General features: G+C 62.9%; 20 protein-coding genes. 10 read left to right on the forward strand and 10 right to left on the reverse strand.

All coding sequences use genetic code 11. The features are described 5' to 3' along the window. The 7 genes from HMPREF2760_RS02970 to HMPREF2760_RS03000 all read right to left on the reverse strand — a co-directional run. The coding region (locus HMPREF2760_RS02970) for an IS3 family transposase (protein WP_070596598.1) at window positions 1-215 on the reverse strand (215 nt) is incomplete at its 3' end. Window positions 216-504: 289 nt separating this feature from the next. Next, complete coding sequence (locus tag HMPREF2760_RS02975) at window positions 505-2202, reverse strand: ABC transporter ATP-binding protein (RefSeq protein WP_070596591.1); 1698 nt, start codon at window positions 2200-2202, stop codon at window positions 505-507. Further along, window positions 2202-3161, reverse strand: a complete 960-nt coding sequence (locus HMPREF2760_RS02980; protein WP_070596592.1) for an ABC transporter permease — start codon at window positions 3159-3161, stop codon at window positions 2202-2204. Before HMPREF2760_RS02980 ends, HMPREF2760_RS02975 begins: the two co-directional genes overlap by 1 nt. Beyond that, window positions 3154-4080 carry an ABC transporter permease gene (locus HMPREF2760_RS02985; protein WP_070524085.1) on the reverse strand — a complete coding sequence of 309 codons (927 nt, stop codon included), beginning with the start codon at window positions 4078-4080 and terminating at the stop codon, window positions 3154-3156. Before HMPREF2760_RS02985 ends, HMPREF2760_RS02980 begins: the two co-directional genes overlap by 8 nt. A gap of 202 nt (window positions 4081-4282) precedes the next feature. Beyond that, window positions 4283-5878, reverse strand: a complete 1596-nt coding sequence (locus tag HMPREF2760_RS02990) for a peptide ABC transporter substrate-binding protein (protein WP_070596593.1) — start codon at window positions 5876-5878, stop codon at window positions 4283-4285. 221 nt (window positions 5879-6099) lie between these two features. Beyond that, on the reverse strand, window positions 6100-7002 hold the full coding sequence (locus tag HMPREF2760_RS02995; RefSeq protein ID WP_070596594.1) for an alpha/beta fold hydrolase: 903 nt from the start codon (window positions 7000-7002) through the stop codon (window positions 6100-6102). Window positions 7003-7091: 89 nt separating this feature from the next. Next, window positions 7092-7586, reverse strand: coding sequence for a phage holin family protein (locus tag HMPREF2760_RS03000; protein WP_070527749.1), 495 nt, complete (start codon window positions 7584-7586; stop codon window positions 7092-7094). A 104-nt stretch (window positions 7587-7690) separates the two neighbouring features. Between HMPREF2760_RS03000 and HMPREF2760_RS03005 the strand changes: the two genes are divergently transcribed. After that, window positions 7691-8380: an oxidoreductase gene (locus HMPREF2760_RS03005; RefSeq protein ID WP_070596595.1), complete on the forward strand. Its 690-nt coding sequence runs from the start codon at window positions 7691-7693 to the stop codon at window positions 8378-8380. On the opposite strand, the gene HMPREF2760_RS03010 is transcribed toward HMPREF2760_RS03005, so the two are convergent. Further along, the gene (locus HMPREF2760_RS03010; RefSeq protein WP_070596599.1) at window positions 8377-9192 is read right to left on the reverse strand and encodes an HAD family hydrolase; all 816 of its coding nucleotides are present in this window, start codon (window positions 9190-9192) and stop codon (window positions 8377-8379) included. The two genes, HMPREF2760_RS03005 and HMPREF2760_RS03010, sit on opposite strands and share 4 nt — an antisense overlap. A gap of 328 nt (window positions 9193-9520) precedes the next feature. On the opposite strand from HMPREF2760_RS03010, the gene HMPREF2760_RS12485 reads away from it, so the two are divergent. The 8 genes from HMPREF2760_RS12485 (at window position 9521) to HMPREF2760_RS03045 (ending at window position 15031) form a co-directional block, all read left to right on the forward strand. After that, window positions 9521-9961: a hypothetical protein gene (locus HMPREF2760_RS12485; protein ID WP_148138838.1), complete on the forward strand. Its 441-nt coding sequence runs from the start codon at window positions 9521-9523 to the stop codon at window positions 9959-9961. Window positions 9962-10656: 695 nt separating this feature from the next. Beyond that, window positions 10657-11673, forward strand: a complete 1017-nt coding sequence (ssd, locus tag HMPREF2760_RS03015; RefSeq protein WP_070524096.1) for a septum site-determining protein Ssd — start codon at window positions 10657-10659, stop codon at window positions 11671-11673. Further along, window positions 11670-12806, forward strand: coding sequence for a TadA family conjugal transfer-associated ATPase (locus tag HMPREF2760_RS03020; protein WP_070524098.1), 1137 nt, complete (start codon window positions 11670-11672; stop codon window positions 12804-12806). Before ssd ends, HMPREF2760_RS03020 begins: the two co-directional genes overlap by 4 nt. Next, window positions 12803-13552 (forward strand): type II secretion system F family protein, encoded by a 750-nt coding sequence (locus tag HMPREF2760_RS03025; RefSeq protein WP_070524101.1) that lies wholly within the window; start codon window positions 12803-12805, stop codon window positions 13550-13552. The genes HMPREF2760_RS03020 and HMPREF2760_RS03025 overlap by 4 nt, the downstream gene beginning before the upstream one ends. Then, window positions 13552-14109: a type II secretion system F family protein gene (locus HMPREF2760_RS03030; protein ID WP_070524103.1), complete on the forward strand. Its 558-nt coding sequence runs from the start codon at window positions 13552-13554 to the stop codon at window positions 14107-14109. The genes HMPREF2760_RS03025 and HMPREF2760_RS03030 overlap by 1 nt, the downstream gene beginning before the upstream one ends. A 69-nt stretch (window positions 14110-14178) precedes the next feature. Further along, window positions 14179-14367, forward strand: a complete 189-nt coding sequence (locus HMPREF2760_RS03035; RefSeq protein ID WP_070524105.1) for a DUF4244 domain-containing protein — start codon at window positions 14179-14181, stop codon at window positions 14365-14367. Beyond that, the gene (locus HMPREF2760_RS03040) at window positions 14367-14690 is read left to right on the forward strand and encodes a hypothetical protein (RefSeq protein WP_070524107.1); all 324 of its coding nucleotides are present in this window, start codon (window positions 14367-14369) and stop codon (window positions 14688-14690) included. Before HMPREF2760_RS03035 ends, HMPREF2760_RS03040 begins: the two co-directional genes overlap by 1 nt. Further along, window positions 14687-15031 carry an Rv3654c family TadE-like protein gene (locus HMPREF2760_RS03045; RefSeq protein WP_070524110.1) on the forward strand — a complete coding sequence of 115 codons (345 nt, stop codon included), beginning with the start codon at window positions 14687-14689 and terminating at the stop codon, window positions 15029-15031. Before HMPREF2760_RS03040 ends, HMPREF2760_RS03045 begins: the two co-directional genes overlap by 4 nt. On the opposite strand, the gene HMPREF2760_RS03050 is transcribed toward HMPREF2760_RS03045, so the two are convergent. Next, window positions 15028-17400 carry a DEAD/DEAH box helicase gene (locus HMPREF2760_RS03050; protein ID WP_070562505.1) on the reverse strand — a complete coding sequence of 791 codons (2373 nt, stop codon included), beginning with the start codon at window positions 17398-17400 and terminating at the stop codon, window positions 15028-15030. The genes HMPREF2760_RS03045 and HMPREF2760_RS03050 overlap by 4 nt on opposite strands. 91 nt (window positions 17401-17491) lie before the next feature. Between HMPREF2760_RS03050 and HMPREF2760_RS03055 the strand changes: the two genes are divergently transcribed. Beyond that, complete coding sequence (locus tag HMPREF2760_RS03055; RefSeq protein WP_010189920.1) at window positions 17492-17695, forward strand: cold-shock protein; 204 nt, start codon at window positions 17492-17494, stop codon at window positions 17693-17695. On the opposite strand, the gene HMPREF2760_RS03060 is transcribed toward HMPREF2760_RS03055, so the two are convergent. Then, window positions 17692-18285 (reverse strand): DedA family protein, encoded by a 594-nt coding sequence (locus HMPREF2760_RS03060; RefSeq protein WP_154736787.1) that lies wholly within the window; start codon window positions 18283-18285, stop codon window positions 17692-17694. The genes HMPREF2760_RS03055 and HMPREF2760_RS03060 overlap by 4 nt on opposite strands. Between the last annotated feature and the right edge of the window lie 145 nt (window positions 18286-18430).

The following is an 18430-nucleotide window of genomic DNA, read 5'->3' on the forward strand; positions in this document are numbered from 1 at the left end:
AGCTGGCGGATCCGTTCAGAATCAGTCGTCGCCTGGGCCTTGTCACGCAGGGTCTTCGTGCGGGCACGTTTGCCGGTGCCGTACTGCTTAAGCCAGGAATAAAGTGAGGAACGATTGACTCCAAGCTCTGCTGAAGCCGCGTGAAGTGAGAGGTCCTCATTGTTTTCGTAGAGGGCCACAGCATCACGTTTGAACTGTTCGGAGTACCTAGGCATGGTGGTAGATTACCTTTCTTCCCAACCCAACTGGGCTGGATATCAGGTGTCTACCAAACAGGGGTCAGGTCCTCGAGTTCGTTGCCATGCAACTCAACGACAGACCACGCGCAACCCTAGGCTTTGCCAAACCAGCCGAAAAAATGGCCGAACTGCTAGGCTATGCTGCTAGGCTATGCCACCGAAATCTAAAACCGTGTTTCCACGACCACTAGAATCCGCCCGAGCCCCCTTAAAAGGCGAAACCCGCCAGCCGGATGAAGGCTGACGGGTTAGGCGGCGTTGTGGGTTAGTGGCCGGTGCCGATTTCTAGGTGCATACCCGGAACCGAGTTGATGAGGTTGCGGGTGTATTCCTGCTGGGCGTTGTCGAAGATATCGTCGGCGGTGCCCTGCTCGACGGCCTGGCCCTTCTTCATCACCACGACGTCGTCGGCAGTCTGGCGGACCACCGCGAGGTCATGGGTAATGAAGAGGTAGGACAGGCTGAGCTCCGACTGCAGCTCCGCGAGCAGCTGGATGATCTGGTTCTGCACCAACACGTCCAGGGCGGAGACAGCCTCATCGAGGACGATGACCTCCGGGCGCAGCGCCAGCGCACGAGCAATGGCGATACGCTGGCGCTGGCCGCCGGAGAGCTCGTTGGGGTAGCGGCGCATGGCGGAACGGGGCATGGAGACCATGTCGAGAAGCTCGGCCACACGGGCCTCACGCTCCTTGCGCGAGCCCACCTTGTGCAGCGCCATGGGTTCCTCGATGCACTTATAAATCGAGTACATCGGGTCCAGCGAACCGTAGGGGTTCTGGAAAACCACCTGCATCTTGCGGCGGAGTTTAAACAGCTCCTTCTTCGACAGCGTCGAGGTATCGCGGCCTTCGAACTCGATGGTGCCGGAGGTCGGCTCCAAAAGGCCCAGCACCATGTTGGCCACCGTGGACTTGCCGGAGCCGGACTCGCCCACCAAGGCCAGGGTGGTGCCGCGGCGGATATCGAAGGACACATCGTCGACGGCCTTCAACAGCTTCTTTCCGCCGCGCTGGCCACGGATATCGAATTCCTTGGTGAGGTTGCGCACCGAGATGACCGGGGCCTGAGCTGCGGAAGATGAATCTGCAGCGGTGGCGCCGATGGCCTCGCCCGACTTGAGTTCCTTGGCTTCGACGCCGGCTTCCTTAGCCGCGCGGATGCGGGAGGAAGCGAGAGAGGGGGCGGCGTCGACAAGCCGGCGCGTGTAGGGGTGCTGCGGGGAGCGCAGAATCTCGCGCGAGGGGCCCGATTCCACGATGCGGCCGCGGTGCATGACGACGAGGTGCTCCGCGCGCTCGGCGGCTAGGCCAAGGTCGTGGGTAATGAAAAGCACCGCGTTCCCCAGCTCCTCGGTGAGGTGCTCCAGGTGATCCAAGATGGTCTTTTGCACCGTCACGTCGAGGGCGGAGGTGGGCTCGTCGGCAATCAGCAGCTTCGGGCGTGCAGCCAGGCCGATCGCGATGAGCGCGCGCTGGCGCATACCGCCGGAGAACTCGTGGGGGTACTGCTTGGCGCGGCGTTCGGCGTCGGGAAGCCCGGCTTCCTCTAGAAGCTCCACGACGCGCTGGTGGCGCTCGGAGCCCTCCACCACGTGGTTGGCCTTGAGAGACTCCTCGACCTGGGTGCCGATGCGCCACACCGGGTTGAGGTTGGACATCGGATCCTGCGGGACCAGGCCAATCTTGTCACCGCGCAGCGACTCGAATTGCTTGTTGTCGTAGTGGGTGATGTCCTCGCCTTCGAAGAGGATCTGGCCGCCGGTGACCTTGCCGGTGCCCGGCAGCAGGCCCAGGATAGACATCGCCGTGGTGGACTTACCGGAGCCGGACTCGCCCACAATCGCCACGGACTGGCCCGGGTAGATGGACATGTTGACGCCACGCACCGCCTCAACCACACCGGTGGAGGTGGTGAAGGAGATGTGGACGTCCTTCATTTCAAGAAGTGGAGAGTTAGTCATTAGCGCTTCCTCGCCTTCGGATCGAGTGCATCGCGGACGACGTCACCCATCATGATGAAGCTCAACACGGTCAGGCCCAAAGCACCCGCCGGGTAGAACAGGACTGCCGGAGCAACGCGTAGTGAAGCCTGCGCGTCAGAGATATCGCCGCCCCAGGACACGAACGTCGACGGCAAGCCAATGCCCAGGAAGGACAAGGTGGCTTCGGCGACGATGTAGGTGCCCAGCGCCACGGTGGCATAGGAGATGATGGGCGCGGCCGCGTTCGGCAGGATGTGGCTGAACAGGATGCGCCAGTTCGACGCGCCGATGGAGCGGGCGGATTGGACGAACTCCTCGTTCTTGATGGAGACCACCGCGCCGCGCGTGATGCGGGCGATGGAGACCCAGCCGAAGAGACCGAGCACCAAGACCACCGTGACGATGGTGCGGTGCTCCTTGAACATCTGCATGACCACGATGGCGGCGAGCACCAGCGGGATGGCGAAGAAGATGTCGGTGATGCGGGAAAGGACGGAGTCAATCCAGCCGCCGAAGAAGCCGGCGATGGCGCCGATCAAGGAGCCCAGCACCACGACGAGGATGGTGGTCAGGACGCCGACGGCAACCGACGCGCGCGCACCGTAAATCACGCGGGCGTAAATATCGCAGCCCTGGCGGTTGAAGCCGAAGGGGTGGCCCGGCTCGGCGGGGTCGAGGGACTTGGACAGCTCGCACAGGCGCGGGTCGGTGCTCGTGAAAAGACCTGGTGCGATGGCGAGGAGGATGGCCACGAGGATCATCACGGCCGCGATCCAGAACAGCGGGCGGCGGCGCAGGTAGCGCCAGGCCTCGCCCCACTGGGAGGACGGGGCGGACTCGTCCTTGACGGCGTCGACGGCGCCGAGGCCCGTTTCATCGGTTTCCGAGACGAAGTGCTCTTGGCCCGGGTAGGGGGTGTTTTTCTCGAAATTAGGCATAGCGGATCCTCGGATCAAGTACGGCGTACAGGAGGTCAACGAGCAGGTTGGCGATGATGTAGATGATCACCAGCACCGTGGTGAAGGAGACAATCGTGGTTGGCTCACCGCGCAGGATGGCCTGGTACATCGTGCCGCCGACGCCGTTGATGCCGAAGATGCCTTCGGTCACGATGGCACCGGTCATGAGCGCGCCGATGTCGGCACCGATGAAGGTGGCCACGGGAATCAGCGAGTTACGCAGCACGTGGCGGAGGGTCACCGCGCCGTTGGACAGGCCCTTCGCGCGTGCGGTGCGCACGTAGTCGGCGCGCAGGTTCTCAGCCACGGACTGGCGGGTGAGGCGAATGACGTAGGCCAGGGAGAGCGCGCCGAGCACCATGGCCGGCATGAGGAGGGACTTCACGGTGGCGTTCGCGCCGACGGTGACCGGCAGGACACCCCACTTGATGCCCACGAGGTACTGGAAGACGAAGCCGATGACGAAGGACGGCACTGCGATGACGAGCAGGGAGATGACCAACACGGTGGAATCGAAGAAGCCACCGCGGCGCATGCCGGCGAGGACGCCGAAGAGGATGCCGAAGACGGATTCGAAGATGATGGCCATGACGGTGAGCTTCACCGTGACCGGGAAGGCGTTGGCCATCACTTGGGTTACGGGTACGCCGGAGAAGGTCGTGCCGAAGTCCAGCATGAAGATGCCCTTGATGTAGAGCAGATACTGAATGATGAACGGCTTGTCTAGGTTGTATTCCGCCTCGATGCGGGCGCGGGCAGCCTCGGTAAGGCCGCGGTCACCGCCAAGGGCTTCGACGGGGTCGCCGGGCATCAAGAAGACGAGCGCATAGATGAGCAGGGTGGCTCCGAAGAACACCGGGATCATCTGGAGCACTCGGCGCCCGATATAGCGCAGCATAGTGTGGTCCTTTACTCGTTGTGGGCAGGTGCTTGTCGACGCCTTCTTAGCCGGCGCCTACGTAGCTCATAAGGATTTTAGTGTGTGATCCAAGTCTGCGAGAAATCTATAGCGCGTTTCGAATCACACTTATGAGTGAAAACGTGGGGCGACCCCCGCTCCACGGTGGCTGCGGGGGTCGTGGGAAGTAGCGGAAGTGGCGTTACTTCTTGGTGATGTTGTAGTACACCGGCTGGGACTTCCAGGAGAACACGACGTTGTCGACGTTCTCGGAGTAGCCGCCGGTGGCGTTGGAGTACCACAGCGGGATGGCCGGCAGATCCTTGAACAGGACTTCCTGGGCCTCGGTGTACTTCTTGTTGGCCTCGTCCTCGGAGGAGGAGGCCAGGGCTTCGTCGAGAAGCTTGTCAAACTCCGGGTTGCTGTAGTCGCCGTCGTTAGAAGAGCCGTCGGTCTTGTACAGCGGGGTAAGGAAGTTGGCTTGGCTCGGGTAGTCTGCCTGCCAGCCGGTGCGGAAGGCGGACTTGATGGTGCGGTTGGTCACCTCATCGCGCAGGGACTTGAAGTCCGGGTACGGAGCGCCGACTGCCTCGATGCCGAGGGTGTTCTTGATGGAGTTGGTGGTCGCGTCCACCCAGCTCTTGTGGCCGCCGTCGGAGTTGTAGGCAATCTCCAGGGTCGGGTTATCCCACTTGTTGATCTTGTCAGCCTCGGCCCACAGCTTCTTGGCCTTCTCCGGGTCATACTTCAGGACCTCGTTGCCCTTGATGTCCTCGGAGTAGCCCGGCATTACCGGGGAGGTGAAGTCCTTGGCCGGGGTGCGGGTGCCCTTGAAGATGGTGTCCGTGATCTCCTCGCGGTTGATGGCATAGGAGATGGCTTGGCGACGCAGCACGCCTTCCTCGCCGGAGTAGTGCTCGAGGTTCTCGCCCAAGGTGAAGGACTGGAAGATGGCAGTCGGCTGGTTCACTGCACGGTCGCCGAGGTCGGCCTCGTAGACGTCGAAAGCGGAGTCCGGAACGGCGTCGAGAACGTCGAGGTTGCCCGAGAGCAGATCGGCGTAAGCGGCGTCCTGGGAGGCGTAGAAGACGAACTTGATGCCGTCATTCTGCGGGGTCTGGCCACCCTTGTACTCCTCATTCGGAACGACGGTGGCGTCCTGGTTGTGGTTCCACTCGGTCAGCTTGTACGGGCCGTTGCCAATCGGGTTCTGGCCGAAGGCATCCATGTCTTCCAGGGCCGACTCGTGCAGCGGGTAGAACGCGGGGTAGCCCAACTGTGCCGGGAAGTCCTGCTCCGGGCTGTTCAGGGCGATGGTGAAGGTGTGGTCGTCGACGACCTTGAGGCCCTCCATCTTCTCGACGCCTTCCTCGAAGCCCTTGATGTTGGCAAAGAAGGAGGCGTTGAGCTGGTCGTTGGCCACGGCGTAGTTCCAGGCGTCCACGAAGTTATTGGCGGTGACCGGGGAGCCGTCGGAGAACGTGGATTCCTTGAGCTTGACGGTGAACTCAGTGTTGTCGTCATTCGGCTCGATGGATTCAGCCAGCTCGTTCTGGGCTTCGCCATCGCCGTCGTAGTAGACCAGGCCTGCGTAGATGGAATCGACAATGCGTCCGCCGCCGACCTCGTTGGTGTTGGCCGGGATGAGCGGGTTCTGCGGCTCGGAGCCGTTGACGGTGACGATGCCATCGCCGGAGCCGGAAGCAGAGTCTGAACCGGAGTTGTCGCCACCACAAGCCGCGAGGGTGAGCGGCAGGGTAGCGACAGAGAGAGCAGCAAGTGTCTTCTTGAGCGTCATGTGGGTCTTAGACCTCCGTGGTGCGAAAGATGTAGAAAACCTGTGATGTTGGTTTTATATGAAGCTACCGCGTGGCTCGTCTCATATACAAGGAATTGAAAAATATGTCCTGTGATAAAAGCTATAGGGCGGTAGGTATTCTTTCTTAACCTGCGGTTTTGTCAACGAATTAAAAAATCCCCATCCCCCTGAGAGGGGTGGGGCACGGAGGGCGGTGAATGTTACCTATCTCGCAACCATTGGATAATGGTCTGAGTAAAACCATGCGGGTTCTCAAGATAGGGCAGGTTCTTGGACCCGGGGATAGTGGTGGCGGTGAAACCCCCACGGCAGCGCCGCGCCGCCCGCCGCGCAACTGGCCGCCAGAGCATCTGATCTGCGTGGATAAACAGGGTGGGGCAAGAAACTGTGAGTTCGAGCCAACTCAGCGGAACCACGGCGGTACGCAGTCGGTGATTCCAGATGATTCCGCGGCGGACGTTTCCGATGCGCGAGGAAGCCACGCGCAGTCGCAGGGCCTCCTCCCGCTCGGCGCCGCTGAAGGAGCCGAGGGCGTCGAGATCCATCTCCCGGAGGTACGTGGACTCTCTCAGTAGGAGGCTCGGGGCGCCAGTCTTTCCCAGGCGGCACAATGCCGCGCGCAGGAGAACCCACCCAAAGTCCCAGGGGCGTGCGGCGACGGCGCGGCGTAAATCTGCAGGGTGCGCTGCCGATACGGAGATCAGTCCGCGTACCCGTTCGGGCCGCTCGGTGGCCAGCGCCCATGCCACCGCACCGCCGGTATCCGCGCCGACCAGGTAGGCATCGTCGTGGCCCAGTGCGCGGATGGCACCGCTGACATCGCCAACCGCCACGCGGATATCCTGGCCGGGTTCGAGCGGTGGTTTATCGGACATGCCAAAACCGCGCATGTCGAGGGCGGCGACGTGGAAGCCTGCGGCGGCAAGCGGGGCAATGACATTCCGGAAGTCGAACCACCCGCCGAAAGAACCATGGAGCAGCAGCACCAGCGGGTCATCCGGGTTGCCAGCGGTAGCGGCGTGCAGGCGGATGCCGCGCGTGTGCAGGAACTCGTGCTCAAAGGGGCCGTCAAGCTCCACTACGGAGGGCGGTAGGGGATTCATGGGCGGGCCTTTCATGGGAAGGGTGCACAGACGAAATCCGCCCCGAACGCATGTGCTCGGGGCGGGAGAGTTAAACGGAACCTGATGGTTTAGGTGTAGAGACCACGCTCGATGGACTTTTCAGCCTTACCCGGAACCAGCTTCTTGAGTTCCTTCGTTGACTCGATGGTCTTTTCCGGGGCCTTGACCTGCTTGACCTGCTTGAAACCGATAAAGGCCACGACGGCGGCCAAGACGACCATAATGAGGAAGACAATCAGGAAGGCCGCCCAGCGGTCGAGCCACACGGCCAGCAGCTCCGCCAAGAAGAAGAAAAAGAAGAAGGAGCTATACAGCGCCACGGTGCCAGCCACACCGAACATGCCCGCGCCGATGCCGCCCTTCTTGGCAGAAGCAGCGAGCTCGGTCTTGGCCAACTCGACCTCGGAGCGAACCAGCTGGGACATCTGCTCGGTGGCGTTGGACACGAGCTGGCCGATGGATGCCTCGCCACGGCGGGAGGTATCCGCATCGCTCAAGGGAATGCCGTCTACCTTCGGGGCGAACTTGTTGGACCCGTCAGTGAATAGTCCGTCGTTGCTCACGGTTTAATACTCCTACTGTTTTGTCGCAATCTATATCGGCCATAGTAATGAACTTTCCAGAGTTCATGTGGTGCGGCCCGCAAAGTGGGTACGGCGTTATTGTAATGGGTATGCCGCATTCTGACCCGCTGACCCCGCTGATGTCCCTTTCTGGGGTGGAGGATAAAGCTGCTTCTGCCGTCGCAGCGATAGCGCGTGTGCACCGCCGGCCCGCGGGCTTGCGCAAGTTTGACGTTATTTCTTCCGAGTCGCTGTTGCGCGGTGCGCGGGCGGCCGCGGCGATCGACGGCGCGCCACTTGAGGCTGACGGTATCCCGCCCGCAGTTAGCGCTTATTCCCTCCTTGCTCCCGAAAAACAGGCCGCCACGGTGCGCACCTTCGCGCGGGCCCCGCTGCAGGTCTTGGCCAGCATCGATGTTGCGGCGGGCGGTGTGGGTCATCCCGATCAGAACCCAGCGGTGGCACAGGCGCTGGCACAGCTCATCACACGCGGGGCCGGCGTAGATTTCGACCGCTTGTTGCCGGTGGTGCTGCAGGCGGAGATTGCTGCGCGCTCGCTGTTCGGCGCGCGCAGCACCGCCGTGGCGCTCGTTGCCGCCCGCACTGCTGCTATCCATACGGGCTTCGATCCGCGGGGATTCGCCGTGCCCGAGACCTACCTCAACCGTCATCGCGCGGACTACCGCGCGGCACTGGACACCTACGACAAGGATCCGGCCGCACTTATCACGCTGCTTTTCGACGCCTGGGAAGCCGGCGCCCGCGAAGCCGACGGCATCGCGCAAGCGGCTTAATCGCGCAGCTGCTGGCGTGCAAATAAAATTCCGCCGACCACTAAGGCTGCGATGCCGGCCACGACCGCCGAGCCGATACCGAATTCGCGTGCGCTGGGTGCGGTAAAGAGCGGAACGGGGTGTTTGAACGTGCGGATTTCCCAGTCGTGGGCGATGGCGTGCTTCTTCAATAGGCGGTCCGGGTTCACCGCAACGGGGTGGCCTACTTGTTCCAGCATCGGGATGTCTGTGGCGGAATCGGAGTAGGCAAAGGATGCGTCGGGGTCGACGTTGAGCTCCTGGGCAATGCGCGCCAGTGCCTCAGCTTTTGCGGCACCTTTGCAATAAAACAGGATCTCCCCGGTGAACCGGCCGTCTTCCTCGGCGAGCTCGGTGGCCACGACGTGCTCGATGCCTAGTTCCTGCGCGATGGGTTCGACCAGCACGCTTGCCGACGCCGAGATGATCACCACCTCGTGGCCGGCGGCGCGGTGGGCGTCGATAAGCGCGCGTGCCTCCGCGTAAATGGCGGGGGTGACCACTGTGTGCATGGTCTCCACCGCGATGTCGTGGACCTCCTGGACGGACCAGCCGGCGGCCATGGCGGCGAGCTGATCGCGGGTGGTGTCCATATGCTCGCTGCTGTGGCCGGCGAGCATATAGCTGGCTTTGGCTAAGGACAGCTGGAGTGCCTCGGCATGGGTGATGAGACCGTTGTGCATGAATTCGCGGCCGAAGGCATAGGCCGAGGACGTGGCAATGATTGTCTTGTCCAAGTCGAAAAACGCGGCTGCGCGGGTGGCGTCGTCAGTGGGGAAAGGAGTACCGGTCATCGAGGGCCTGCCGTTTGTGTGCGAGTTACCCTGCTCATCGTAGCCCTTTAGCAGGAAGAATAGGGAGTGCGCAAACACATTGCCAGAAATCTTCAGGAATGTTGGATTTCGCTGTTGTCATCTCTTCCTTTGCGTGTCATAATGTCTTGTGCAAGGCCCCGATATACAGTGCGGCCTGCCCCGGCGCACCCCCCGATGCCGGGTTACCGATGGCCCGCGCACACCCCCCCCGAGGCGCGGGCCATCACCTTTTTCAAAAACCGGGCTCGCCTGTGGCCATTGAGCTGAGACATATTTGATGTCCTAGCACGGCGATATACTCTCAGCTGTGACAAGCTATCGAGCAAATTCATTTTCTCACCAAAAGGGAGCAGGTCCTCCTCAGGTGAGTTTGCCGCTTGCTGCAGAAAGTGCCGTCTACTTTGTAGATGAAGCCGGAAGTAAAGGCACGTTAGGTAAGCATTTCGTTGTTGCGGCTGTGCGCACGAAGGATCCTGATTTCCTTTCGCGGGAGATTAAGGCATGTCGTGAGCGGAATAACTTCACAAAGGCTGACGAGATTAAGTTCTCGAAAGTTACTAAGCACTCTGAGCCGATTTTGCTTGATGTTTTTCGAACAGCGATAAGCTCGGGGTGCACGTTCGGAGCTTTTGTTTTGGACAAGAGGCATTTCGATCCGTGGAGTAGTCGAGAACAGTGGCAGGGGCATTTGTTCGCGACAGATCGGCTGCTTCGGGGTCTGGTTACTCGCCGTGAATTGGGGTGGTGATGCTCGACCACATTGATGTCCCAGTAGGGGTTTCCTACGGAGACACTCTAGTGAACTCTCTCAACAATCGATTTGGAAATAAGCGGTTTGCAACGGCCGTTAGTCTGGATTCTCGGACTTGTCCGGCACTACAGGTGGCAGATCTGCTTGCTAGTTCGGTTTTCCATGCGCGAAAAAAGATCGAAGACGTGGGGTTGGAGGCTTTCTTGGAAGATCGTTCGCCAAAGGCCCGGCTTTCGAAGGGCATTGCGGCCGCATTAGGCGAGAGTCATTTTGGTGACTGCCGTACACCACTTTTGAAGATTGAGACAAGCCATGAGAGGTCATTGACAGAATTGAAGCGCCAACGATACTCTTAGGTGAGGCGCTGAACGCCATAGCCGCAGGCTAAAAGCAAGCGCCCCTCGGGCCTAGTCTCAGACTTACTACCCGAGTTTTATGGCTAACCAAGCCATTCTTTACCGCACTTATTGCGATACCCTCGAGCGTGGCTCGGGGGTATTTGCTTTTGACTCTTAATGGCGGATTCTAAGGATCGTGGAAGCACGGTTTCCTGTGAGTTTTTGTACGTGAGCCCCGGTAATTTTGTTCAAGCGTCAGCAAAATGGGTGCGGAAGACGCCACAAAGGCGAAGTTATCCACAGGTGACTAGGAAGCTCTAGCGCGCGGTTGGTGCGCTCGCGCATGCTTCAGGCATGAGCACGTTTCACCTAGTTATCGCCGTTGGGGATTCCACGCTGCGAGCAGAGGCAGCCTCCGCAGCAGCCGCCAGTACTGCGGAAGTGAGCACCGTGGAGGACCCGCGGGACTTCTCCCGGCACTTGCCCAAGGCAGACGCCGTCTTGGCTGATTCGCTGACGGCTCGTCTCGTGGCGGGGCATCCGCGGGTGTACTTCCTGGCCTTGGATCCGGGGCCCATCGATTATGAGGCCGCGCTGTGCTGCCGCGCGACGGCCGCCTTTATCGTGCCCGCCCAATCGAAAGAGCTCCTGGGCGCACTGGCAGCAGACGCCACTCCGGAGACCACCGTGTCCACCGGTTTAACACTGGCGGTGACTGGTTCCGCTGGGGGCTTGGGTGCCTCGACCGTGGCGGTGGCTCTGGCCCGCGAGGCGGGCGCGGATCTCCTCGTTGATGCGAGCCCCTATTCCGGTGGTCTCGATTTGCTCACCGGAATTGAGAACAAGCCCGGCGCGCGGTGGCCGGATCTTGCCGCGGGGACCGGTTCAGTTGATGCAGCAGACCTCGTCCGTGCTCTGCCTACCACCCCGGATGGCATCGCGGTTCTTTCCGCTGCTAGGTCCGCCAGCGCAGAGGCGGTGCAGATGAGTGCTGCCCGGCGCGCGGCCATCATGCAAGCTGCGTGTTTATATCCAGGAACAGTGGTGGTGGATTGCCCGCCGTGGGATATCCCCGATGCGGCGGATCACGTGGTGGTGCTGACTGCCGCAGAGGTGCGGGCGGCCGCCGCCTGCGCGCAGCTGGTGGCGGAGCTTCGTGCCCGGCCGCAGGAGTGCTCCGTCGTCGTGCGCAACCGCCAGTGGGCGGGCCTGGATGCCAGCGATATTGCCACGGTGACTCACGCGGATCCCATCGCTGAGTTGCCGACGATCCGTGGCCTGACCCGCACGGTGGAAACTAGTGGGCTGCCGCGCCAGTTGCCCCGAGCTCTAGCTCGTGTCGCGCGCCAGATGTGGAAGGTCGTGGCATGAACCTGATTGATACGATGCGCACCATCGTGGCCTCCGAGCCACAGCTGGCCCATGATGCACCGGCCTTGGCACGGCGCATTCGCCAGGAAGCCGGTGTCATCAGTGATGTCGACGTGCTCGACCTTTTGCAGCGCCTGCGCCACGATTCCGTGGGCTTGGGACTGCTGGAGCCGGTCCTGTCGCTGCCGGGGCTGACCGATGTCGTTGTCAATGGCCCTGATGCTTGTTTCGTTGATTGCGGGCAGGGCCTGCAGCCACGCGATATTGGCTTCGCCGACGACGCCGAGGTTCGCCAGCTGGCCACCCGGCTGGCTGCGGTGGCGGGCGTGCGGTTGGATGATGCGCAACCTTTTGCCGATGGGCGCCTGACCCGCCCCGATGGCACGAGAATTCGCCTCCACGCGTTGCTTGCTCCTCCTTCGGCAAGTGGAACCTGTATCAGCCTCCGCGTGCTGCGCCAAGCGCAAACCAGCTTGGAGGAACTGATAGCTAATGGCAGCATTGATTCCAGCCTGGAGCACGTCCTGCGCGCTGTGGTTGAGCGGCGGGCATCCTTCCTGGTTACGGGAGGGACGGGCTCCGGCAAGACGACGTTGCTCGCCGCCTTGCTGGGGTGCGTGCCCGCCACCGAGCGCTTGCTCATCATCGAGGACACTCCGGAGCTTTCCCCGAATCACCCGCACGTGGTGACCCTGGTATCGCGCCGGGCCAACGCGGAAGGGCGCGGCGAGATCTCCATGTCGCTCCTTCTCCGCCAAGCGCTACGCATGCGCCCGGACCGCATCGTCGTTGGCGAAATCCGCGGCGCGGAGGTCGTGGAACTGCTTGCCGCGCTCAACACCGGGCACGATGGTGGTGCGGGCACCGTGCACGCAAACTCTGTTGATGAAGTGCCCGCCCGCATGGAGGCCCTCGCCGCTCTCGGCGGGCTCGACCGCGTAGCGCTGCATTCGCAGCTGGCGGCCGCCGTGCACGTGGTCCTCGGGATGGAGCGCACGCCGGAGGGGCGTCGGCTAGCGCACCTCGGCGTGCTGGAGGGAAACCCGGTTACACCGCAGCTGGTGTGGACGGCCGAAGACGGCCCGCTTCCCGGGTTTTCGCAGCTGTGCTCGCGGCTGGGGGTGGAACCATGATGTGGCTATTCCTTGCGGCGGCGTGTTTGATTTCGCAGCCTGCTTCGGTGACGCGGCTGGAATCGCCGAAGCCTCGCTCGCTGGCACCCGGGGCGCTCTTCCTCGGGGTCGGGTGCTGTGTCTTCTTCGGCAGGCCCACTGTCGTGGTGGCGGTGGGCTGCATTGTGGCCTGTGTGCTGTGGTTTGCCAATGACCTGGCGGCGTCCCGGCGTGAGCGCCGTGGCTCGGAGGCGCTCGCCTCCTACTTCGGTTCTGTTGCCGCCGAGCTGCGGGCGGGATCGACGACGGCGGGAGCGCTTCGCCGGGGCGCCGACGCCCTTCCAGACTCCACCCCGGAGAATCTCCGCGCCGCGTTGAGTACGGCGGCGGGTCTCGCGGCGCAAGGAGGTTCGCCTGCGGTTGCTCTCACGGCGCCAGAGGTGGCCCGCTATGCAGCGCTGCTGACGCTCTCGGGGCGCCATGGCGTGGCGTTGGCGAACCTCATTGAGCAGGCTCAAAGCCAGCTGGATACCGCGCGCCGCCATGCCGGTGAGACCGCGGCCTCCTTGCAAGGGCCACAGGCCACCGCGGTCATCCTGGCGTGCCTGCCGCTGGCGGGCATCCTTATGGGTGGGGCGATGGGCGCGGATTCCCTGGGGTTCTTGCTCGGTGGTGGCCTTGGGGGCGTGCTTCTCGACGTCGGCGTGGCCCTCGTCTGCGCCGGATTCGCCTGGTCGCGCCTCATTCTGCGAAAGGCGGCGCAGTGATGGTCTTGACGTATATCTCCGCTGCATTCATGGCTGCGGCACTCGCTGTTACCTCTGCTGCACCGTCTGGACGAATAGCCCAGTCGGGCTCGCGCACACCGCGCCCGAAGACGCCGCGCGATGGTCCCGAAGTGGACTATAGTCCGCTCGATGCTGCCAGCGACCTGGAGCTCTTCGCCGCGTGCCTAGAGGCCGGTCTCTCCACGCGCAGTGCTGTGCTAGCCGTCGCTGAAGCCTCACCGCAGTGGTCGGAGGCGGCCGCTCTCATCGGGGTGGGGGTTCCCATGAGTACCGCGTGGTCTGCGCTGGCCAGTCAGCCGCATTTGGAAGAACTGGTGCGGCTTACGCAGCTGTCTGGCGAATCGGGCGCGGCCATGGCTACGGGGTGCCACCGGTTGGTGGCGCAGCTGCGTGCCGAAGCCTCGGCACAAGCTACCGCGCGGGCGGAGCGCGCTGGTGTGTTCATCGCAGCACCGCTGGCAGTGTGCTTCCTTCCCGCATTCCTGGTCCTTGGGTTGATACCTGTCCTTATCAGCTTGGGCCAGCAACTCTTTTAAGTCAGAACAATCAACCATTTTCAGAACGCACAACCGACACAAACACAGTAAAAGAAAGCTAGGTAAATCATGCAGAAAAAAGTAAACTACCAGTTACTATTAGCGAATGATGATGGTATGTCCACGATAGAATATGCCATGGGTTCGCTCGCGGCCGCAGCGCTTGCCGCGGTGCTCTATGCCGTGGTCAATGGTGGCGAAGTTACCAGCGCTATCACGTCCATCATCACCGACGCCCTGTCCAACACCCCAGGCTAATGCGCGCGCTTGATGACGCCGGCTCCGTCACCATTGAGGCCGCATTGTCGCTGTCCGCACTCGTCATCGTTGCCGCGGGAATCGTGGGTGGCATCGCCACGCTGTCGGCCCACCTCGCTGCCGTTGACGCCGCGGGCGCTGCAGCCCGCTCCGCCGCCATCGGCGTGGACTTTCAGCGCGATGGAGTGACGGTGAACGTGAGCGAAGGCTCCGGGCTTATGACCGCTGAGGCCGCCGTGCCGGCACCGCTGGGGACTATGCGCGCGCAGGCGGTGTTTCCCGCGGAGATGGCAGCGGGTGGGAACAACGGGGCGCAGCCATGAGGCGTCGTCAGCGTAGTTGGGGAAGGATCCTGGCGGGGGAGGAGGGCTATGCCACCGTCGTCACCGCCGGGATCATCGCCGCGGTGGCTTCTCTGTTGCTGGCGGTTGCGGCAGTTGCTTCACTCGTTGTAGCGCGGCACGAAGCACAGGTGGCGGCGGACCTCGCCGCCGTGGCCGGTGCGTGGGAGGTGGCCAAGGGCAGGGACGCCTGCACGAAGGCCACAGAGATTGCCGCGCTCAACGGCGCGGAACTCGGCTCCTGCGACATCGATGGGCGCGACGTTGAGGTTACTGCCCGGCTGCGCGGGCGCAGCGCCATCGCCCGCGCTGGTCCGGTCTAAGAGGTCATGGTGACCAACGCACCGAGGAGAGCTATGGCGCCTGCCTTGTCCAAAGGGTTGTTGCCGTTGCCGCACTTGGGGGATTGCACGCACGACGGGCAGCCGGACTCGCAGGGGCAGGAGCGCACGGCCTCAAAGGTGGCCTTGATCCACTCGGGGAAGCGGCGGAAACCTTCCTCGGTGAAGCCGGCGCCGCCGGGGTGGCCGTCGTAGACGAAGACCGTGGGCAAGCCCGTATCGGCGTGCTGCGCGGTGGACACGCCACCAATGTCCCAGCGGTCGCAGGTGGCAATGAGCGGTAGCAACCCAATGGCGGCGTGCTCAGCTGCATGGAGGGTGCCCGGGGTGCGCCCGGCGGTGACTCCCATCGCTGCGAGTGCCAGCGGATCGATGGTGTAGGCCACCGCCCGGGTCACCAGGCGCTGCTCCGGCAAGTCAAGGGGGATATCCTCGCCCACGGAGCCATCGGGAAGCCGTACCTGATAGCCGGTGACCTTATCGGTCACCTCAACCTCCAAGCTGGCCACCCATAGGCCGGGGGCGTAGTTCACCAGGTCATCGGCCTCGCTCAGGATGCGGATATCCGTCGTGGACTTCGGCTGCGTGGTGTAGTCCGGGGCCTTTGGCACGGCGAGGGCCACGCCCGGCTCGGCGGACGCCGAACCATCGCCTCCGCCGAGGTGAAGTTCCTCGATGACGAAGCTCTCGCCACGGTGCAGGTACACCGCGCCGGGATGCACCTGGCTTACCGCGCGGGCTGAATCGATGGTGCCCAGCAGGCGGCCATCGGAGGAATCCACAATCATGACTTCCTCGCCCGAACCGCCGCGCAGCGAGACGGCTGTGTGCGCGGTCTCCGGGGTGAGCTCGCTTGAGCCAGCCGGCAGGGGAGCGGCGAACCAGCCCTGCGGGCGTCGGCGCAGCAAGCCCCGCTGGGCTAGGTCGTGGACCACGGATTCGGCGCGGAAGGCGGCCACGTCGGCGTCGCTTAGCGGCTTCTCCACCGCCGCGCAGTACACGTGCCCGCCCAGGATGTAGGGGTTGGCGGGGTTGAACACGCTGGCCTCCACCGGCCGGCCCAAGAGCGCTTCCGGGTGGTGAACCAGGTAGGTGTCCATCGGTTCATCGCGGGCCACCAGCACCACCAGTGAGCCCTGGCCGCGGCGGCCCGCGCGTCCGGCCTGCTGCCAAAAACTAGCGACGGTACCTGGGAACCCGGCGGTGACCACGGCATCGAGGCCGCCGACGTCGATGCCTAGCTCCAAAGCTGAGGTGGTGGCCACGCCGAGCAAGGAGCCATCGTCCAGCGCCTGTTCCAGCGCGCGACGGTCTTCGGCCAAATACCCCGCGCGGTAGGCGGCAATCCGGCGCGCGAAATCCGGCCGGCCCAGCCTCCCGGAGAGCTCTTCTGCTGCCCGCAGCGCGGTGGTCTCTGCCGCGCGCCGCGAGCGCACAAAGGTCAACGTTCGAGCGCCCTGCGCCACGAGCGCGGCCATCATCCAGGCCGCCTCCGTTGTGGCGGCGCGGCGCACGGGGGCGCCGTTCTGCCCTTCGATGCCTTCCATGAAGCCCGGTTCCCACAGCGCGACCGTCCGCGCGCCCGTCGGCGCGCCATCCTCGGTTACAGGGAGAAACTCGCGCCCCGTCAGCCGTGCGGCATGCCGGGCGGGATCCCGCATGGTCGCCGAAGCCGCAATCACCACCGGCCGCGAACCGTAGTGTGCGCACAGCCGCAGCAAACGCCGCACCACGAGCGCCACGTTCGCCCCGAAAACCCCGCGGTAGGCGTGCGCCTCATCAATCACGATGAACTTCAAGTGCCGCAGCACCCGCGCCCACCGCTGGTGTGCGCCCAGCAGAGAAGAATGAATCATGTCTGGGTTGGAGAAGATAAACCGCGCCTGATCGCGGATACCGGCACGGGCTTCGGTGGGGGTATCACCGTCGTAGGGGGCGGGGTGGACGTCGTGAAGCGCAGCGATGCCCTGCGTGAACTCCAGCACCGCGCGCAGCTGGTCCGAACCCAGCGCCTTCGTCGGCGTGATGTAGAGCGCGCACGCGGTCGGGTCCTGCGCCAGACGGGACAGAATGGGCAAACGGTAACCCAGGGACTTTCCGGAACTCGTGCCGGTGGAGACCACCACATCACGCCCCTCCCACGCGGCCTGTGCCACGGCGACCTGGTGGGCATAGAGCTTGGCGACGCCTCGTTCCTCCAACGCCTCCCGCAACTCCGGCAGGACCCACTCGGGCCACTCGGCATAGCGTGCTGGTTGGGCAGGCAGGGTGGTGGAGTGCGTTAGCTCGGACTCGGGGAAACACTCAACAAGGTGCTCGACGAGCTCCTCACCCAGAGGGTTCTCACTCACGCTTGCCTCCACTAATCTGCTGTAGGTGCCCAAACGTGGCACACTGGTGCACTAGTTTGCACTACTTTATTTCCGCAAAGGACAACTCATCATGGCATACGGTACCGTCAAGTTCTTCAACGCCGAAAAAGGTTACGGCTTCATTGAGCAGGAGGACGGCTCCGGCGACATCTTCGTGCACTACACCGAAATCCAAGGAACCGGCTTCCGCACCCTCGAAGATAACCAGCGCGTCTCCTTTGAGATTGGGGAAGACGCTAAAGGCCAGCAGGCCACCAACGTCGAGGTGGTTTAGGGGGACTCGGCGTAGCCGCGCCGGGTATCCCACCATTCCAGCAGCTTATTCTGCCCCTTTTGCAGGCCGAAGCCGATGATGATGGCGGCGATGATGGAAATGAGCATGGCTATCGCGGGTGAGCCGGAGAAGGCCACGCCGCCGAGGTAGCCAATGGCTAGCGCCTGCGCCACCCACAACAGGACACCGAAGGTGTCGAAGAAGAAAAACAGCGGCCAGGGATAGCGCATGGAGCCCAGCAGAATCGTCATAAACAGGCGGGCCGAGGGGATGAAGCGCGCGATGATGATGGCCGCGCCGCCGCTGCGCCGAATATTACGCTTGACCCACGTTAAGGCGTCATAAGCCTTCGTTCCCTTTTGGGCTCTATTAATAAGGGCGATGAGCCGCGTTCCCAGGAGGAAGCACAAGTTATCCCCCAAAATTGCGGCAACCATGGCGACGAAAAACATGGTGGGAAGATGGGGAAAACCTTGGGAGCCAGACCAGGCGCCCACCATGTTGAGGGGAACCTCCGAAGGCAAAACGGGGAAGAAGCAGTCGAGGAAAATCAGTGAACCCACCAGCGGATAAATCCACTGTGTGGCCATGATGACCTCGAACCATGCAGTAATAGACGCAATCACGCTGTCTCCCAGTTGTGTGCTGTGAGGCGAATCCTCGGACGGCCAGTATAGACCCCCGGTTGTGTGGACGTGAACTGGCCTGAATAACTAGAGTAAGCCTCTATCTGTG

It is taken from the genome of Corynebacterium sp. HMSC065D07 (assembly GCF_001810695.1).
GTDB classification, from domain to species: Bacteria; Actinomycetota; Actinomycetes; order Mycobacteriales; family Mycobacteriaceae; genus Corynebacterium; species Corynebacterium hesseae.

Excerpts from the sequence above, each read along its gene's own strand:
- HMPREF2760_RS02975 (WP_070596591.1), bottom strand. The coding sequence starts at position 2,202 with ATGACTAACTCTCCACTTCTTGAAATGAAGGACGTCCACATCTCCTTC.
- HMPREF2760_RS02980 (WP_070596592.1), bottom strand. The coding sequence starts at position 3,161 with ATGCCTAATTTCGAGAAAAACACCCCCTACCCGGGCCAAGAGCACTTC.
- HMPREF2760_RS02985 (WP_070524085.1), bottom strand. The coding sequence starts at position 4,080 with ATGCTGCGCTATATCGGGCGCCGAGTGCTCCAGATGATCCCGGTGTTC.
- HMPREF2760_RS02990 (WP_070596593.1), bottom strand. The coding sequence starts at position 5,878 with ATGACGCTCAAGAAGACACTTGCTGCTCTCTCTGTCGCTACCCTGCCG.
- HMPREF2760_RS02995 (WP_070596594.1), bottom strand. The coding sequence starts at position 7,002 with ATGAATCCCCTACCGCCCTCCGTAGTGGAGCTTGACGGCCCCTTTGAG.
- HMPREF2760_RS03005 (WP_070596595.1), top strand. The coding sequence starts at position 7,691 with ATGGGTATGCCGCATTCTGACCCGCTGACCCCGCTGATGTCCCTTTCT.
- HMPREF2760_RS03010 (WP_070596599.1), bottom strand. The coding sequence starts at position 9,192 with ATGACCGGTACTCCTTTCCCCACTGACGACGCCACCCGCGCAGCCGCG.
- ssd (WP_070524096.1), top strand. The coding sequence starts at position 10,657 with ATGAGCACGTTTCACCTAGTTATCGCCGTTGGGGATTCCACGCTGCGA.
- HMPREF2760_RS03020 (WP_070524098.1), top strand. The coding sequence starts at position 11,670 with ATGAACCTGATTGATACGATGCGCACCATCGTGGCCTCCGAGCCACAG.
- HMPREF2760_RS03025 (WP_070524101.1), top strand. The coding sequence starts at position 12,803 with ATGATGTGGCTATTCCTTGCGGCGGCGTGTTTGATTTCGCAGCCTGCT.
- HMPREF2760_RS03030 (WP_070524103.1), top strand. The coding sequence starts at position 13,552 with ATGGTCTTGACGTATATCTCCGCTGCATTCATGGCTGCGGCACTCGCT.
- HMPREF2760_RS03035 (WP_070524105.1), top strand. The coding sequence starts at position 14,179 with ATGCAGAAAAAAGTAAACTACCAGTTACTATTAGCGAATGATGATGGT.
- HMPREF2760_RS03040 (WP_070524107.1), top strand. The coding sequence starts at position 14,367 with ATGCGCGCGCTTGATGACGCCGGCTCCGTCACCATTGAGGCCGCATTG.
- HMPREF2760_RS03045 (WP_070524110.1), top strand. The coding sequence starts at position 14,687 with ATGAGGCGTCGTCAGCGTAGTTGGGGAAGGATCCTGGCGGGGGAGGAG.
- HMPREF2760_RS03055 (WP_010189920.1), top strand. The coding sequence starts at position 17,492 with ATGGCATACGGTACCGTCAAGTTCTTCAACGCCGAAAAAGGTTACGGC.
- HMPREF2760_RS03060 (WP_154736787.1), bottom strand. The coding sequence starts at position 18,285 with ATGGCCACACAGTGGATTTATCCGCTGGTGGGTTCACTGATTTTCCTC.